This is a genomic window from Caballeronia udeis, from assembly GCF_001544555.2.
Taxonomy (GTDB): domain Bacteria; phylum Pseudomonadota; class Gammaproteobacteria; order Burkholderiales; family Burkholderiaceae; genus Caballeronia; species Caballeronia udeis.
The window spans coordinates 14802-31533 of record NZ_FCOK02000002.1 but is presented as its reverse complement, the minus strand read 5'-3'; the positions used below and the strand labels follow the sequence as shown (position 1 = coordinate 31533).

The window sequence follows — 16732 nt, the reverse complement described above, 5'->3', positions numbered from 1 at the left end:
ATGAAAGAAACGGAGCCTGACTTGTTTGAAAGACGGACGCCCGGGGATACCAAAACCAGCCTGCCAAAGACAAACGACGCATCGCTGCGTCGCCTGTCTCCAATGCTCTTTGTTACTCGCTACTGCCCTTCGGCCGTTGATTATGCGAGCTTGCCGTGACAGTTTTTGTACTTCTTGCCGCTGCCGCACGGGCACGGGTCGTTGCGGCCGACCTTCGGCACGTCGTCGGACGCCGCGCGGGTGGCGACGGTCGTGTCGTCGCCGTATGCCATCGCCTGATTGATCATCTGCGTGGTGGCATCTGCCGCAACCGATGCTGCCGCCGCGCCGCCATCCGCGAATTCCGCGTGCTGGAACGACACGTTCTCCAGGTGGCTGCCCTTCTCTTCGTACTGTTCGGCGGCTTCTTCAAGCTGCTCCGGCGACTGGATCTGCACGTTCATCACGACCCGCGTGACTTCCTGCTTCACCGAATCAAGCATCGCGGCGAACAGTTCAAACGCTTCGCGCTTGTATTCCTGCTTCGGATTTTTCTGCGCATAACCACGCAGATGGATACCCTGACGCAGGTGATCCAGTGCGGCGAGGTGCTCGCGCCATCGGCTGTCGAGCGTCTGCAGCATGATCGAACGCTCGAATGCGCTGAACGATTCACGTCCGACCAGCGCTACCTTGGCTTCGTAGCTTTCGTCGGCGGCGGAAACTACCGCTTCCAGAATCTCGTCGGCGTCGATGGAATTCGACTCGTTGATCATCTCCTGGACGGCGAGATCGAGTGACCATTCGTTGCGCAGCACTTCTTCCAGTTCCGGCGCGCTCCATTGCTCCTCAATGCTTCCCGCAGGAATGTACGTGTGCGTAACTTCAGCGATCACGCTCTGGCGCATGGCGGTGATCGTTTCGGCTACGTCAGTCGCTTCGAGCAATTCATTGCGCTGCTGATAGATCACCTTGCGCTGATCGTTCGACACGTCGTCGTATTCGAGCAATTGCTTGCGAATGTCGAAGTTGCGCGCTTCCACCTTGCGCTGCGCCGATTCGATCGAGCGCGTGACAATGCCCGCCTCGATCGCCTCGCCTTCCGGCATCTTCAAGCGGTCCATGATCGAGCGCACACGGTCGCCGGCGAAGATACGCAAAAGCGGATCGTCGAGCGACAGATAGAACCGCGAGGAACCCGGATCGCCCTGGCGTCCCGCGCGACCGCGCAATTGATTATCGATACGACGCGATTCGTGCCGTTCCGTACCAATGATATGCAGCCCGCCCGCCACCTTCACACGGTCGTGCAGCGCTTGCCATTCGTCTTCGAGATGCTTGATGCGGCGTTGTTTTTCTTCGTCGGAGAGCGATTCGTCCACTTCGATAAACGACGACTGCTTCTCCACATTGCCGCCCAGCACGATGTCCGTACCGCGACCGGCCATGTTCGTCGCAATGGTGACCGCGGCTGGCCGCCCGGCTTCCGCAACAATTGCCGCTTCGCGTGCGTGCTGCTTCGCGTTCAACACTTCGTGCTTGAGGCCCGCTTGCGTGAGCAGGCCGGACAGCAATTCCGACGCCTCGATGGACGTGGTACCGACCAGCACCGGTTGCCCGCGCTCGACGCATTCGCGAATATCGCGCGTCACGGCGTCGTAGCGTTCCTTCGCTGTCTTGTAGATCTGATCCTGCTTGTCGATCCGCTTCGGCGGACGGTTCGTCGGGATCACGACCGTTTCCAGGCCGTAGATCTCGTTGAATTCGTACGCTTCAGTGTCCGCCGTACCTGTCATGCCGGACAGCTTCGAGTACATGCGGAAGAAATTCTGGAACGTGATGGACGCAAGCGTCTGGTTCTCGTTCTGGATCTTGACGTGTTCCTTGGCTTCCACGGCCTGATGCAGGCCGTCTGACCAGCGCCGGCCGGTCATCATGCGGCCGGTGAACTCGTCGACGATCACGACTTCGTTGCCCTGGACCACGTAATGCTGGTCGCGGAAAAACAGCGTGTGCGCGCGTAACGCGGCGTACACATGGTGCATCAGCGTGATGTTTTGCGCCGCATAAAGACTTTCGCCTTCACCGATCAGGCCCCACTCGGCCAGCAGGCGCTCGGCCTTTTCGTGACCTTGTTCGGTGAGGAAAACCTGACGCGCTTTTTCGTCGAGCGTGTAGTCACCCACTTTCTCGACACCCGTGCCGTCCGCCTTCTCTTCGCCGATCTGCTGCTCGAGCAGCGGCGGCAGCGCATTCATGCGCACGTAGAGTTCGGTGTGATCTTCGGCCTGGCCGGAAATAATCAGCGGCGTACGCGCTTCGTCGATAAGAATCGAGTCCACTTCGTCGACGATCGCGAAATTCAGCGGACGCTGCACGCGCGCGTGGGTCTCGTAGACCATGTTGTCGCGCAGGTAGTCGAAGCCGAACTCGTTGTTCGTGCCGTACGTGATGTCCGCGGCATACGCTTCCTGCTTCTGCGCGTGTTCCATCTGCGAGAGGTTGATGCCCCACGACAACCCGAGGAAGTTGTAGAGCTTGCCCATCCACTCGGCGTCGCGTTGCGCGAGGTAGTCGTTCACCGTGACCACGTGCACGCCGCGCCCGGACAACGCGTTCAGATACGCGGCCAGCGTGGCGACAAGCGTCTTGCCCTCGCCCGTGCGCATTTCCGCGATCTTCCCGTAGTGCAGCACCATGCCGCCGATCAGCTGGACGTCGAAGTGACGCATCTTCAGCACGCGTTTGCTGGCCTCGCGGCACACGGCAAACGCTTCGGGCAGCAACCGGTCGAGCGATTCGCCGCTCGCCACGCGCTGCCGGAACTCGTCGGTCTTCGCGCGCAGTTGCTTGTCCGTGTACTGCTCGATCGTCGGCTCGAAAGCATTGATCGCCGCAACGGTCTTTTGGTACTGCTTGACTAGGCGCTGGTTGCGACTGCCAAAAAACTTTTGGAGGAAACCGGTGGTCATCGGATCAGTGTCTGCGTCGCGGTATCGGCTTAGAGCGCGCTGGGTGCGTCCCGGTTCGGGGAACCTCGGCGGCTCAAGTCCATGGGTGAAATCGAATCGGGGATTTTAGCACGCGCCCCCGATGGAGCTTGCGCGCACATCGTTTGTGGTACATCGGCCCAACGGCATGCCGGACCCGTTCAAACCGGCAAGCACGCCGCCGTGTCACAGTGTGCGCAGCGTTACAATCAGCGCATCGCCGCCAGCCCCACAGATTGAAAAATGAGCCGATTTCCGCCGAATTCAAGGCCTCCACCACGCTTCGATCCCCGCAAGCCGCAAGCGCTGACGGAAGTGCTCGGGCGCACCAGCGAGTTTCTCGCGCTGCGCGCCGGCGTTGAGCAAGTAACCGCGCTGCAACGCGACCTGGCGGCGCTGCTCCCCGATTATCTTGGATCTAACGTGGAACCGGGGTTCATTAAAGACGGCGTACTGGCACTTTTCGCCGCACATAACGCGCTCGCCGCCCGCCTTCGGCACATCGAGCCGCGTCTTCTAGTGGATTTACAACAGCGCGGCTGGGCGGTCAATGCCCTGAAGATTCGCGTCCGGCCACAGGCAATGAAAGACGTCGTGCCGCCAAAACAAGCGCGCATGTCTGCCGCCGGAGCCGACGCGTTGCAAACGCTCGCCGAAACGCTCGAACCGTCGCCGCTTCAGGAAGCGCTCGCGAAAATGGCAGCGCGCCATCACGCGAAAACACAAAAAAAATGAGCGGCGCTCGAAAGCAGCCGCTCATTTCATTCAAACTCAATTCTTAATTACGCAAACGCCGTCTGGGTATCGAAAGCGAAACCACGCGGCGCCGCTTGCTTGTCCTCGAACGTGACAACTTCATACGCGTCTTCGTGCGCCAGCAACTCACGCAGCAACATGTTATTCATTGCGTGGCCGCCTTTATACGCGGCATACGACGCCAGCAGCGGATGACCCGCGACATACAGGTCGCCGATCGCGTCCAGCATCTTGTGCTTCACAAACTCGTCTTCATAACGCAAACCGTCATTATTCAGAATCCGGTATTCGTCAAGCACGATGGCGTTGTCCATACTGCCGCCCCGCGCCAAACCGAGTTCACGCATCATTTCCACTTCATGCGCAAAACCGAACGTCCGTGCACGGGCGATATCCCGCACATATGACGTATTCGCAAAATCCACTTCAAGTGCCTGACCGGTTTTATCGACAGCCGGGTGGCGGAAATCAATGGTGAATTTCAGTTTGAAGCCGAAATACGGATCGAGACGCGCGAATTTATCGCCGTCGCGGATTTCAATCGGCTTCGTCACCTTGATGAATTTCTTTGCCGCGTTCTGCTCTTCAATACCCGCCGATTGAATCAGAAACACGAACGAAGCAGCGCTGCCATCCATAATTGGAATTTCTTCAGCCGTGACATCGACATACAGATTGTCGATACCCAGTCCCGCACATGCCGACATCAAATGTTCGATGGTCGACACGCGCGCGCCGTCCTTCTGCAACACCGAAGCCAGGCGCGTGTCGCCGATAGCCATGGCCGACACCGGAATGTCCACCGGCACAGGCAGGTCGATTCGCGCAAAGACAATACCGGTATTGGCTGGAGCGGGCCGAAGCGTCAAATCCACCTTGCGGCCCGAATGCAGGCCGATCCCGACGGTTTTGACAATGGTTTTAATAGTTCGCTGCTTCAACATGATTTTTTTCGCTTCGATTGTGACTCTCGATTGAGAGAATCAATCGTGAATTTGTATTCAATAGCACGGAGTATACTCCAATCGCCTCGCGTCGTCCCAGGAGGAACCTTGCAACTTGTTTCCCCACGTTACCGGGTAAGTTTCGGCACGTTTGATGCTGTGCCACGCGAGAAGCAAGGAGGGTCGGGCCGATGACCGGAATGGAGGCATTCCCGGACATCGGCGCCGCGTTACGGCTCTGTTAAGACTTTGTTGCGACGTATTTCAAATGTCGGCGCGAACGTCATTTTATGTGGCACGAATGCAACATGATTCCCGGCCTATTGACCTGAAAACGGCCCAACATCAACTCAACATTGCTTCAATCATCAGCCCAACGTCGCCAATACGCTCTCAGCGCTGCTGACTTCAAACTTGCCGGGTGCTTCAAGATTCAGCGTCTTGACCACGCTGTCCTCGACCACCATGGCGTAGCGCTGGGAGCGAATTCCCATGCCACGCTCAGACAAATCCTGCTCCAGGCCGAGTGCTCGGGTAAAACGTGCGCTGCCGTCGGCGATCATCTTCACCTTGCCCGAGGTTTGAAGATCGCGTCCCCACGCGTTCATCACGAACGCGTCGTTGACGGAGACACACCAGATTTCGTCGATGCCCGCCGCAGCCAGCTTCCCTGCGTTTTCAATAAAACCTGGCACATGCCTGGCGGAACAGGTGGGCGTGAACGCGCCCGGCAATCCGAAGATCACCACGCGCTTGCCCGCCGTCCGCTCGCGCACCGAGAAACCGTTCGGTCCCACGGCGCAACCCTCGGACGCCACATCGACAAATTCGAAAAGGCGTTCGTCGGGCAGCGTTTCACCTGTCTTGATCATGGATCGGCCTTTCACTGAGTCAGTGCTGGTCACGCCAGCGATTCAAACTTGATTCATACGTCACACATTCAACGTCAACGCGCGTCGCGCGACTGCTCCTACCGTCCGATCTCATCCCAATATAGACGATGATGAACGTAATCGAAGAGGTCACTCAACCACAGTCCAGCGTCCAGCAGACGCGGCCTGAAACCTGAGACAGCACGACCTTCGCCTGACGCTTTTGCCTATGGGCGTTTAATACAAAAATCAGCCGCCCCGGCAAAAGTCATCAGTCGGCTTGCTTGCGCAGGAACGCCGGAATGTCGTACGTATCCACACCCTTTTCCTGCAGCGCCTGCACGTGCGAAGCCGCCGTTTCACGCGACGAACGCCACACTGCCGGCGTATCCAGCGCGCCGTAATCCGTGCCGTTCGATTGCTGCGGTGCGTAGCTGTGCTGCGCATGTGCGATCGGTGCGTTATCCGTGCCGGTACGCAGCAAGGTCATCGGCGCGGCTTGTTGCTTCTTCGCCGCACGGCCGAGGCCCGTGGCTACAACCGTCACGCGCAATGCATCGCCCATGGCGTCGTCATACACCGCACCGAAGATCACGGTCGCGTCTTCTGCCGCATACGACTTGATCGTGTTCATCACTTCACGCGTTTCCGACAGACGCAGCGAACGGCTCGACGTGATGTTCACCAGCACGCCACGCGCGCCCGACAGGTCCACGCCTTCCAGCAGCGGACTTGCCACGGCTTGTTCTGCAGCCAAGCGTGCGCGATCGACGCCTGCAACTGTCGCCGTGCCCATCATCGCCTTGCCTTGCTCGCCCATCACCGTCTTCACGTCTTCGAAGTCGACGTTGACCAGCCCGTCGACGTTGATGATTTCCGCGATGCCGGCAACAGCGTTGTTCAATACGTCATCAGCGCACTGGAAGCACTTGTCCATCTCGGCGTCATCGCCCATCACCTCGAACAGCTTGTCGTTAAGAACGACGATCAGCGAGTCGACGTGATCCTCCAGTTGCTGCGATCCCGCTTCAGCCACGCGCATGCGGCGGCCGCCTTCGAACTCGAACGGCTTGCTGACCACGCCGACCGTCAAGATACCCATTTCCTTCGCGATCTGAGCCACGACCGGTGCCGCACCCGTACCCGTGCCGCCACCCATGCCTGCGGTGATGAACACCATGTGCGCGCCACGCAATGCGTCGGCAATACGCTCGCGCGCATCTTCCGCCGCGGCCTTGCCCATGTCCGGCTTCGCGCCTGCTCCGAGACCCGTGTTGCCCAACTGGATCACCGAGGTGGCACGCGAACGCGCGAGCGCTTGCGCATCCGTGTTCATTACGATGAAGTCCACGCCCTGGACCCCACGGTTGATCATGTGCTGTACCGCATTACCGCCAGCACCACCAACACCAACGACCTTGATGATCGTTCCGTTGGTTTCCGTTTCCAGCATTTCGAAATCCATATTGCCTCCGTCAAGAATGAAAATCGGCGTTATTCGGCAAGAGATCGGGCAACCTCTTGTCGCGCGCCAGCCGCCGGCACCAGCGCGAATTCTGTTTGTTCAGAAATTTCCCAGGAACCAATCTTTCATGCGTCCCAAAACCTGTCCCATCGATCCGGACTGCACGGCGACCTTGCGGCCACGCATGCGTTGCGAACGGCCTTCGACGAGCAAACCCATCGCTGTGGAATAACGCGGATTGCGAACCACATCTGCCAGACCGCCCGCGTATTCAGGCACGCCGATACGCACCGGCTTCAGGAAGATGTCTTCGCCGAGTTCGACCATGCCGGGCATCATAGATGCGCCACCGGTCAGCACCACGCCACTGCTCAGCAATTCTTCGTAGCCCGACTCGCGCACGACCTGCTGCACGAGCGAGAACAGTTCTTCAACGCGCGGTTCGACCACAGCCGCGAGCGCCTGCCGCGACAGCGTGCGCGGACCGCGCTCGCCGAGTCCCGGCACTTCGATCATTTCGTCCGGGTCCGCCAGCGCCTGCTTCGCGATTCCGTAGCTCACCTTGATATCTTCCGCATCGGGCGTCGGCGTGCGCAGCGCCATGGCCACGTCGCTTGTGATCTGGTCACCGGCAATAGGAATCACCGCCGTATGGCGAATCGCGCCTTCGCTGAAGATGGCGATGTCCGTCGTGCCGCCGCCGATATCGACGAGCACCACGCCCAGCTCCTTCTCGTCCTCCGTCAGCACCGCCAGCGACGAAGCCAGCGGCTGGAGAATCAGGTCGTTCACTTCGAGCCCGCAGCGGCGCACGCACTTCACGATGTTCTGCGCCGCGCTCACCGCGCCCGTCACGATGTGCACCTTCACTTCCAGCCGGATACCGCTCATGCCGATCGGCTCGCGCACATCTTCCTGGCCGTCGATGATGAATTCCTGCGTCAGGATATGCAGCACCTGCTGATCGGTCGGGATGTTGATCGCCTTGGCCGTTTCGATCACGCGCGCCACATCGGCCTGCGTGACTTCCTTTTCCTTGATGGCGACCATGCCGCTCGAATTGAAGCTTCGAATGTGACTGCCGGCGATGCCGGTGAATACATTCGTGATCTTGCAATCGGCCATCAGTTCGGCCTCTTCGAGCGCGCGCTGGATCGACTGGACGGTCGCCTCGATGTTGACGACAACGCCCTTCTTCAATCCCTTCGAGTCGCTCTGGCCGAGCCCGATCACCTCGTAGTGGCCCTCGCCTTTCAACTCGGCGACGATAGCCACCACCTTCGACGTCCCGATGTCGAGGGCGACCAGCAAGTCTTTGTAGTCTTTGCTCATAGCGTGCTCATTGCCTGTGATGTCTGCTTACTTCTTCGCTTTGTCGGTGTCGCTGATGAAGCGCATGCCGGCGGCCTTGATCGCAAAGCCGTTCGGATAGCGCAAATCCGCGTACTCGATGTCATTTCCCCACCGCCCCGTCACCGCCGACCACGCCGCCACAAACCGTCGGCTGCGATCAAACAACGTGTCCTGATTGCGCTCGCGCCCCAATTCGATCTGCGTGCCGTTGGAAAGCTTCACTGTCCACGCATATCGCGGCGACAAGATGACTTCTTCCGGATGCGCGTCGAGAGGCGCAAACCACTTCGTGAAATCGTGATACCGGGCCACCACTTCTTTCGCCGATCCATCCGGCCCTTCGAACGCGGGCAGGTCGTCGTCGAGTTCGCCCTGGTTCGCCGTGAACAGGTCGCCGTCCACGCTCACCAGCTGATCCGTCCCCCACGTGCCGAGCGGCTTGAATTCTTCCAGCGTCACCGCCAGCGCATTCGGCCACACGCGCCGCACGCTCGCGTGGCGCACCCACGGCATCTGTTCGAACGCGGTACGTGCAGCGTCGAGATCGACGGTGAAGTAATTGCCCTTCAAATGCCCCACCACGCTTGCGCGCACGGTCGGCGAATTGATGTGCAACGTGTCGCCGTCAATCTGGATCTCCCGCAGGCGGAACTCCGGCCGCTGGATCGCCCAGTAACCGGCGGCCCCAAGCAGCACGAACACGAGCAATACGTGCAGTGCGTTGGCCGTGAGGTTCAGTTGGCGAGCGTTATTCCACATGTTCGGTTTCGTCGATTTCGTCTACGTCGGTTCAGTCTTGCAATGTCAACGACAACACCTTCACCACCAGGTCCTTGTAGCTGATCCCGACCGCACGTGCCGCTTTCGGCGGCAGCGAGTGGTCCGTCATGCCCGGCGCGGTGTTCACTTCCAGGAAGTACGGATTGCCGTCACCGTCCATCATGAAATCGGCGCGGCCCCAGTCCGTGCAGCCGAGCACGTCGAACGCGCGGCGTGAAAGCTGCTTCATGCGCGTTTCCTCGGCAGGCGTGAGACCGCAGGGGATCGGATACTGCGTGTCATCAGCGATGTACTTCGCGTTGTAGTCGTAGAACTCGCCGGCCGGCACGATCTTGATGATCGGCAAGTCCAGGTCGCCCGCGATACAGCACGTGTACTCGCCGCCGCCTTCAATGCTTTTCTCGACCAGCACGATCTTGTCGAACTTCGCTGCTTCGATCAGCGCCGGCACCAGCGTTTCCGCGCTCTTCACCTTGATCACCGCAACGCTCGACCCTTCGCTCGCCGGCTTCACGAACAGCGGCAAACCGAGCTTCGCAACAATCTTTTGCGCATGCGCTTCGTAGTCGTCACCGCGCATCACGACTTCGAACGGCGGCGTTGGCACGCCGGTTTGCTGCCACACGAGCTTCGTGCGGAATTTATCGAGGCCAAGTGCCGAACCGAGCACACCGCTGCCCGTGTATTTGATGCCGTAGAAATCGAGCGCGCCCTGCAACTGGCCGTTCTCGCCATACCCGCCATGCAACGCGATAAACACCCGCGCAAACCCTTCGGACTTCAACTCGGCCAGCGGCCGTTCCGCCGGATCGAACGGATGCGCGTCGATGCCGGCATCGCGTAATCCCTGCAGCACGAGACGTCCCGAATTCAGCGATACCTCGCGCTCCGCGGTTTCCCCGCCAAGCAGCACAGCCACTTTGCCGAACACCTTGGGGTCGATTACATTGCTCGTCATCTTGAAACCTTCGAATCCTGAACTTGCGCCGTCAGCCGAGCGCATACGCCGCCGATAGAACCGGCGCCCATCGTGATCACTACGTCGCCGTTACGTGTCAATGTGGCAATCGCGTCCGGCATCTCATCCACTGTTTCGACAAACACCGGCTCCACTTTCCCCGCCACGCGAATCGCACGCGCCAGCGCGCGGCCATCGGCGGCGACGATCGGCGCTTCGCCTGCCGCGTAGACGTCGGTGAGAACGAGGGCGTCGACCGTGGACAGCACCCGCACGAAGTCTTCGAAGCAGTCGCGCGTGCGCGTGTATCGATGCGGCTGGAACGCGAGCACAAGACGCCGGCCGGGAAATGCGCCGCGCGCCGCGGCAACCGTCGCCGCCATCTCGACCGGGTGATGACCGTAGTCGTCGATCAGCGTGTATGCGCCGCCTTCGGCCGTTTTCACGTTCACTTCGCCGTAGCGCTGAAAACGTCGGCCTACGCCCGTAAATTCCTGCAATGCCCTCTGTATATCGGCATCGGCGACTTCAAGTTCAGTCGCGATTGCAATCGCAGCGAGCGCGTTCTGCACGTTGTGCGTGCCCGGCAGATTCAACACGATGTCCAAAGGCGTTGCGTCTTCACGCAGCGTCGTGAAATGCATCTTGCCGTCGCGTGCTTCCACGTTCACCGCGCGCACTTGCGCTTCGGCGCCGAGGCCGTAGCGGATGATCGGCTTCGACACGAACGGCAGGATTTCACGCACGTTCGGATCATCCACGCACAGCACCGCGATGCCGTAGAACGGCAGCCGGTGCGTGAATTCGATGAACGCCTGCTTCAGCCGCGCGAAGTCGTGGCCGTAGGTATCCATGTGATCGGCGTCGATGTTCGTGATGACTTCGATCACCGGAAAGAGATTGAGGAACGACGCGTCGGATTCATCGGCTTCAGCCACGATGAAATCGCCCGTACCCAGCCGTGCATTCGCGCCGGCGCTGATCAGCCGGCCGCCGATCACGAAGGTCGGATCGAGTCCGCCCGCGGCCAGCACGCTTGCCACCAGCGACGTGGTCGTGGTCTTGCCGTGCGTGCCCGCAATCGCGATGCCCTGCTTCAGGCGCATCAACTCCGCGAGCATCACGGCGCGCGGCACGATCGGAATCCGGCGATGGCGCGCGGCCAGCACCTCGGGGTTATCGGAGCGCACGGCGGTCGACACGACCACGGCATTCGCGCCGTCGATATTCTCTTCACGATGCCCGATCGCCACGCGCGCGCCCAGCGTGATCAGGCGATCGGTCACGCCGTTGCTCGTCAGGTCCGAGCCGCTGACCTGGTAGCCGAGGTTGAGCAACACCTCTGCAATGCCGCTCATCCCCGCGCCGCCAATGCCGATAAAGTGAATGTGTTTGACGATGTGTTTCATGGCTGGATTTCCTTCGGCGCTTGTATCAGCGCGCTCAAGCCGGCTACGTCGGCGCAGACCCGGCCGACGCGTTCAGCCGCGTCGGGTTTCGCCAGGGCGCGAGCCTTCTCCGCCATGTGGCCAAGCGTCTCGCGAGTCTGTTCGCGCAACCAGCCAGCGAGCTTTTCCGCCGACAAATCGCGCTGTTGTATCAAGTGGGCCGCGCCCGCATCAGCGAGGAACGCGGCGTTGGTGGTCTGGTGGTCATCGACGGCGAACGGGAACGGCACGAACAGCGCGGCCACGCCAACCGCCGCGATCTCGGACACGGTCATCGCACCCGAGCGGCAGATCACGAGGTCCGCTGCGGCGTAAGCGCTTGCCATATCGTCGATAAACGGCACCAGTTGGACATCGTCATCCGCCGATAAACCCGCCGCCGCGTAGTTCGCTTTCAACGCATCGATATGCTTGGCTCCCGCTTGATGCACGACGCGCGGACGCAGCGCCGGGTCGAGCAACGCGAGCGCTTTCGGCACGGTTTCATTCAAAGCGGCTGCACCCAGACTGCCTCCGACAACCAGAACGTTTAGACGCGCTTCAGGACCTGCTTCAGGACCCACATTCCGCGCGGCGTAGCGTTCTTTGGGTGGCAGAGCCTCCGCAAGTTCCGCACGAATTGGATTTCCGGTCCATTCAGCATTCGGCAGCGCATTTGGGAACGCGACCAGCACGCGTTTGGCCACATGCGCGAGCACCTTGTTCGCCAGTCCGGCGATTGAATTCTGTTCGTGCAGCACAAGCGGCGTGCCGCTCAGCTTCGACATCAAGCCCGCCGGAAACGTGATGTATCCACCCATGCCGAGCACCACGTCGGGCTTCACCGAGCGCAGCGCACGCAGGCTTTGCGAACATGCGCGCAGCAGGTTCACGGGCAGCATCAGCTTCGTCTTGATGCCCTTGCCGCGCACACCGCCAAAGCGCACATATTCCATCGCAATACCATGCTTCGGCACGAGCGTCGCTTCCATGCCCGATGCATTGCCGAGCCACACCACACGCCAGCCGCGCGCCTGCATCCAGTGAGCGACCGCGAGCCCCGGGAACACGTGTCCCCCGGTGCCGCCGGCCATCACCATCAGCGTGCCTGCGCGAGATGACGTCGAAACCGTCATACCTTTCCTCCGCGCATGAGCACCCGGTTTTCGTAGTCCACGCGCATCAGCAGCGCGATCGCGACGCAATTGAGCAAGATGCCCGAACCGCCGTAACTCACCAGCGGCAAGGTCAGGCCTTTGGTCGGCAACAGGCCGAGATTCACGCCCATGTTGATGAAGGTTTGCGCACCGAACCACAGGCCAATGCCCTTCGCCATCAAACCCGCAAAGGTACGATCGAGCGCAAGCGCCTGACGGCCGATTTCGAACGAGCGCCGCACGATCCAATAGAACAGCAGGATCACAATCAGCACGCCGACAAAACCCAGTTCCTCGCCGATTACCGCGAGGATGAAGTCGGTATGCGCTTCAGGCAGGTAGTTGAGTTTTTCGACGCTGCCGCCCAGTCCCACGCCGAACCATTCGCCGCGGCCGAACGCGATCAGCGAGTGCGTCAACTGATACGCCTTGCCCTGCGCATAACGGTCGTCCCATGGATCGAGGTAAGCAAAGATCCGTTCACGACGCCAGGGCGACGCCCATACGAGCAACGCAAACGTGCCGACCGCGGTGGCGACCAGTCCGCCGAACAGCTTGGCGTTCACACCGCCGAGGAACAGCACGCCCATCGCGATGGCCGCGATCACCATGAACGCGCCCATATCCGGCTCAAGCAGCAGCAACGCACCGACAAAACCGACCGCGACGGCCATTGGCAAGAAGCCTCGACCAAAGCTGTGCATGAACTCCTGCTTGCGCACCGTGTAGTTGGCCGCGTAGATCGTCACGGCCAGCTTCATGATCTCCGACGGCTGCATGTTGGTAATGCCGAGCGGAATCCACCGACGTGCACCGTTCACGCCCTTGCCCACATGCGGAATCAACACGACCACCAGCATCAGCAAGGAGATAAGGAAAATCTTCGGTGCGTACTTGTCCCACGTGGACATGGGGACACGGAACGCAACCACGCCGATCACGGAGCCCATGATCACAAAGATGATCTGGCGAACCAGGAACGCATAGTCCCGATAAGACGCATATTTCGGCGAGTCAGGCATGGCGATCGAGGCGGAATACACCATGACGATGCCAATCCCGAGCAACGTGATTGTCACCCACAGCAGCGAGTAGTCGTAGTCGAGCATGCGCGAGCGGATGGGCGTCACGCCGTTGACCGCGCTCGAGATGCCGCTCGCACGCTCGGCCACACGCGCACCAAGTCCACCAAGGCCGCCCGCGCCGCCCGTACGCGAGGTGCGGCCGCCGAGCGTGGCGCTGTCGTTGGCAACGGCGTTGCGTTGACCGGTCAGTTTCGAGCCAAAACGTTCGGACCAGCTCATAGCATCACTCCCCGTTCTGCCGCAATGTCAGCCACCGCTTGCCGGAACACGTCCGCGCGATGTGCGTAGTTCTTGAACATGTCGAAGCTGGCGCACGCCGGCGACAGCAATACCGCGTCACCCGGTTGAGCCAGAAGCGCTGCCGCTTGCGTCGCGGCTTCGAGCGTTGCGTGGTCGTGCAACGGAATGCCGGTGTCCGCGAGCGCCTCGCGAATGCGCGGTGCATCGCGACCAATCAGCATCACCGCCCGGCACCAACGTGCGACCGGCGCCGCGAGCGGCGAAAAATCCTGGCCCTTGCCGTCGCCACCGGCAATCAGCAAAGTCTTTTGCGCCAGGCCATCGAGCGCCGCGACGGTCGCGCCGACATTCGTTCCTTTGCTGTCATCGACGAAATCAATGCCTTCTATTTGCGCGATCACTTCCACGCGATGCGGCTCGCCTTTATATTCACGCAAGCCGTGCAGCAGCGAAGCGAGCGGCAAACCGATCGCCCGTGCCAGCGCCAAAGCAGCCAGCGCGTTCGCTGCGTTGTGCAGACCGCGAACGCGCAGTGCATCGACAGGCATCAGGCGCTTCGAATACACGTTCGGCTCAGCGGCGACATCGCTTTTACGGCGGCGCGTGGGCGCGGGTTCATCGCTGAGATCGCGGTCGTTGCCTTGCGCGAGCCATGCAATACCGTTCTCACGCAGCAGACCGTAATCACCGAGACGAGCGGGTTCGTTCAGGCCGAACGTCACCACGGTCGCGGGATTTTCCGATCCCAGCGCCATGGTCCGCGCGTCATCGCGATTCAACACGCGCACGGTCTTTTCACCGAAGATGCGGCCCTTCGCTGCAGCGTATGCGTCAAAGCCGCCATGCCAGTCCAGATGATCCTGCGTAATGTTGAGCACAGCAGCAGCGTCCGGCTCGAACGAGTGTGCCGTCTCAAGCTGAAAACTCGACAACTCCAGCACCCAGACATCGGGCAGCGCGGTCCTGTCGATTGCTTCACTTAACTTGTCCAGCATCGCCGGGCTGATGTTTCCCGCCACCGCCACGGTCTTGCCGGCACGTTCGCACAACAACCCGGTCAGCGCGGTCGTCGTGGTCTTGCCGTTGGTGCCCGTAATGGCGATCACCTTCGGCGCATAGCCGTTCGCGCCAAGCGACTTCAACGCTTGCGCGAACCATTCCAGCTCGCCCCACACAGGGACGCCGCGTTCCCGCGCGGCGTCGAGGAGCGGCCTCACATCGTCAGCCAGAGGCGACAGTCCCGGGCTGATTGCAACAATCTCCACACCGCCATCGAGCAGCGCCGGCGTGAATTCACCGCCGACAAACTCCGCGTCGATGCCGTGCGCTGCGAGTTCCGACAGGTTCGGCGGTGTGGCGCGGGTATCGGCCACGCGCAGACGGCACCCGTGACGCGCGCACCAGCGCGTCATCGCGAGGCCGGATTCACCGAGCCCCAGCACAAGCACCATCGGACCTTGCCGATCAAAGAACTTCTCGCCAAACATCGCTTTACCTTTTTCCCGACCAGCTAAAAATCAACGCACGAATTTGCGTAACTTATTAACGCAGCTTCAGCGTCGACAAACCGAACAGACACAACATCAGCGTGATGATCCAGAAGCGCACGACCACCTGCGTTTCCTTCCATCCCGACAACTCGAAATGGTGATGCAGCGGTGCCATCTTGAAGATGCGCCGCCCTTCGCCGAAGCGTTTTTTCGTGTACTTGAAATAGCTGACCTGCATCATCACGGACAGGGTTTCCGCGACGAACACGCCGCCCATGATGAACAGCACGACTTCCTGCCGCACGATCACGGCGATGGTCCCGAGCGCACCGCCGAGCGCGAGCGCGCCGACATCGCCCATGAAGACTTGCGCGGGGTGCGTGTTGTACCAGAGAAACGCGAGCCCCGCGCCCCCCATTGCAGAACAAAAGATCAGTAATTCGCCGGCCCCGGGAATGTGCGGGAACAGTAAGTACTTCGAGTACACCGAGCTACCCATCACATAAGCAAACGCACCCAGCGATGCGCCCACCAGCACGACCGGCATGATGACGAGACCGTCGAGGCCATCGGTGAGATTCACCGCATTGCTCGAACCGACGATCACCAGATACGTCATCGCGATGAAACCCCATGTCCCGAGCGGATAGCTGATCGATTTCAGGAACGGCAGCATCAGGTCGGCGCGCGCCGGCAAGCCCATCGACAAACCGCTACGCACCCACGCCATGAACAGGTCGAACACGCGTGCGTTGTTCGCCTCGGACACGCTGAACGCGAGGTACACGGCGGCGAACAAACCAATCACCGACTGCCAGAAATACTTTTCCCGCGACGACATTCCGCGCGGGTCTTTATGCACGACTTTGCGGTAGTCGTCGACCCAGCCGATCACGCCGTAGCCGAACGTGACAAGCATCACGATCCACACGAAGCGATTGGTCAGATCGGCCCACAGCAACGTGGAAAATGCGATGCCCAACAGGATCAGCACGCCACCCATGGTCGGCGTGCCAGACTTCACCAAATGCGTTTGTGGGCCGTTCGTACGCACGGCCTGACCGACTTTCAGCGAGGTCAATTTGCGAATCACCCACGGGCCGCAGACGAGACCGACGAACAACGCCGTGATCGTCGCGCCGACTGCGCGGAACGTGAGGTAGGTAAACACGCGCAGAAAACTGGCGTCATTCTGAAGCCATTGCGCGAGTGCGAGTAGCATGCTGGTCCTTCTTC

Annotated in this window: 13 protein-coding genes; 1 reads left to right on the top strand and 12 read right to left on the bottom strand. The window is 60.6% G+C overall.

The window, feature by feature from the left end; all coding sequences use genetic code 11:
* Nucleotides 1–140: 140 nt before the first annotated feature.
* On the bottom strand, nucleotides 141–2951 hold the full coding sequence (gene secA, locus AWB69_RS01645; protein WP_062081427.1) for a preprotein translocase subunit SecA: 2811 nt from the start codon (nucleotides 2949–2951) through the stop codon (nucleotides 141–143).
* A gap of 261 nt (nucleotides 2952–3212) precedes the next feature.
* Between secA and AWB69_RS01640 the strand changes: the two genes are divergently transcribed.
* Nucleotides 3213–3704, top strand: a complete 492-nt coding sequence (locus AWB69_RS01640) for a DciA family protein (RefSeq protein WP_062081424.1) — start codon at nucleotides 3213–3215, stop codon at nucleotides 3702–3704.
* Between the two features lie 47 nt (nucleotides 3705–3751).
* On the opposite strand, the gene lpxC is transcribed toward AWB69_RS01640, so the two are convergent.
* The 11 genes from lpxC to mraY form a co-directional block, all read right to left on the bottom strand.
* A complete protein-coding gene (lpxC, locus tag AWB69_RS01635; protein ID WP_062081422.1) occupies nucleotides 3752–4669 on the bottom strand; it encodes a UDP-3-O-acyl-N-acetylglucosamine deacetylase in 918 nt (305 codons plus the stop codon).
* Nucleotides 4670–5037: 368 nt separating this feature from the next.
* Nucleotides 5038–5541 (bottom strand): peroxiredoxin, encoded by a 504-nt coding sequence (locus tag AWB69_RS01630; RefSeq protein WP_062081420.1) that lies wholly within the window; start codon nucleotides 5539–5541, stop codon nucleotides 5038–5040.
* Between the two features lie 271 nt (nucleotides 5542–5812).
* Entirely contained in the window at nucleotides 5813–7006 is a 1194-nt protein-coding gene (gene ftsZ, locus AWB69_RS01625) for a cell division protein FtsZ (protein ID WP_062081418.1), read from the bottom strand.
* A gap of 99 nt (nucleotides 7007–7105) precedes the next feature.
* On the bottom strand, nucleotides 7106–8338 hold the full coding sequence (ftsA, locus tag AWB69_RS01620) for a cell division protein FtsA (protein ID WP_062081416.1): 1233 nt from the start codon (nucleotides 8336–8338) through the stop codon (nucleotides 7106–7108).
* Nucleotides 8339–8365: 27 nt separating this feature from the next.
* Nucleotides 8366–9118 carry a cell division protein FtsQ/DivIB gene (locus AWB69_RS01615; protein WP_062081413.1) on the bottom strand — a complete coding sequence of 251 codons (753 nt, stop codon included), beginning with the start codon at nucleotides 9116–9118 and terminating at the stop codon, nucleotides 8366–8368.
* A gap of 31 nt (nucleotides 9119–9149) precedes the next feature.
* Complete coding sequence (locus tag AWB69_RS01610) at nucleotides 9150–10097, bottom strand: D-alanine--D-alanine ligase (RefSeq protein ID WP_062081411.1); 948 nt, start codon at nucleotides 10095–10097, stop codon at nucleotides 9150–9152.
* Nucleotides 10094–11506: a UDP-N-acetylmuramate--L-alanine ligase gene (murC, locus tag AWB69_RS01605; RefSeq protein ID WP_062081408.1), complete on the bottom strand. Its 1413-nt coding sequence runs from the start codon at nucleotides 11504–11506 to the stop codon at nucleotides 10094–10096. Before murC ends, AWB69_RS01610 begins: the two co-directional genes overlap by 4 nt.
* Entirely contained in the window at nucleotides 11503–12660 is a 1158-nt protein-coding gene (gene murG / locus AWB69_RS01600; protein ID WP_062081405.1) for an undecaprenyldiphospho-muramoylpentapeptide beta-N-acetylglucosaminyltransferase, read from the bottom strand. Before murG ends, murC begins: the two co-directional genes overlap by 4 nt.
* Nucleotides 12657–13985, bottom strand: a complete 1329-nt coding sequence (ftsW, locus tag AWB69_RS01595; protein WP_062081403.1) for a putative lipid II flippase FtsW — start codon at nucleotides 13983–13985, stop codon at nucleotides 12657–12659. Before ftsW ends, murG begins: the two co-directional genes overlap by 4 nt.
* Nucleotides 13982–15493 carry a UDP-N-acetylmuramoyl-L-alanine--D-glutamate ligase gene (gene murD, locus AWB69_RS01590; RefSeq protein WP_062081401.1) on the bottom strand — a complete coding sequence of 504 codons (1512 nt, stop codon included), beginning with the start codon at nucleotides 15491–15493 and terminating at the stop codon, nucleotides 13982–13984. Before murD ends, ftsW begins: the two co-directional genes overlap by 4 nt.
* Nucleotides 15494–15548: 55 nt before the next feature.
* Nucleotides 15549–16718 (bottom strand): phospho-N-acetylmuramoyl-pentapeptide-transferase, encoded by a 1170-nt coding sequence (gene mraY, locus AWB69_RS01585; protein WP_031360691.1) that lies wholly within the window; start codon nucleotides 16716–16718, stop codon nucleotides 15549–15551.
* Between the last annotated feature and the right edge of the window lie 14 nt (nucleotides 16719–16732).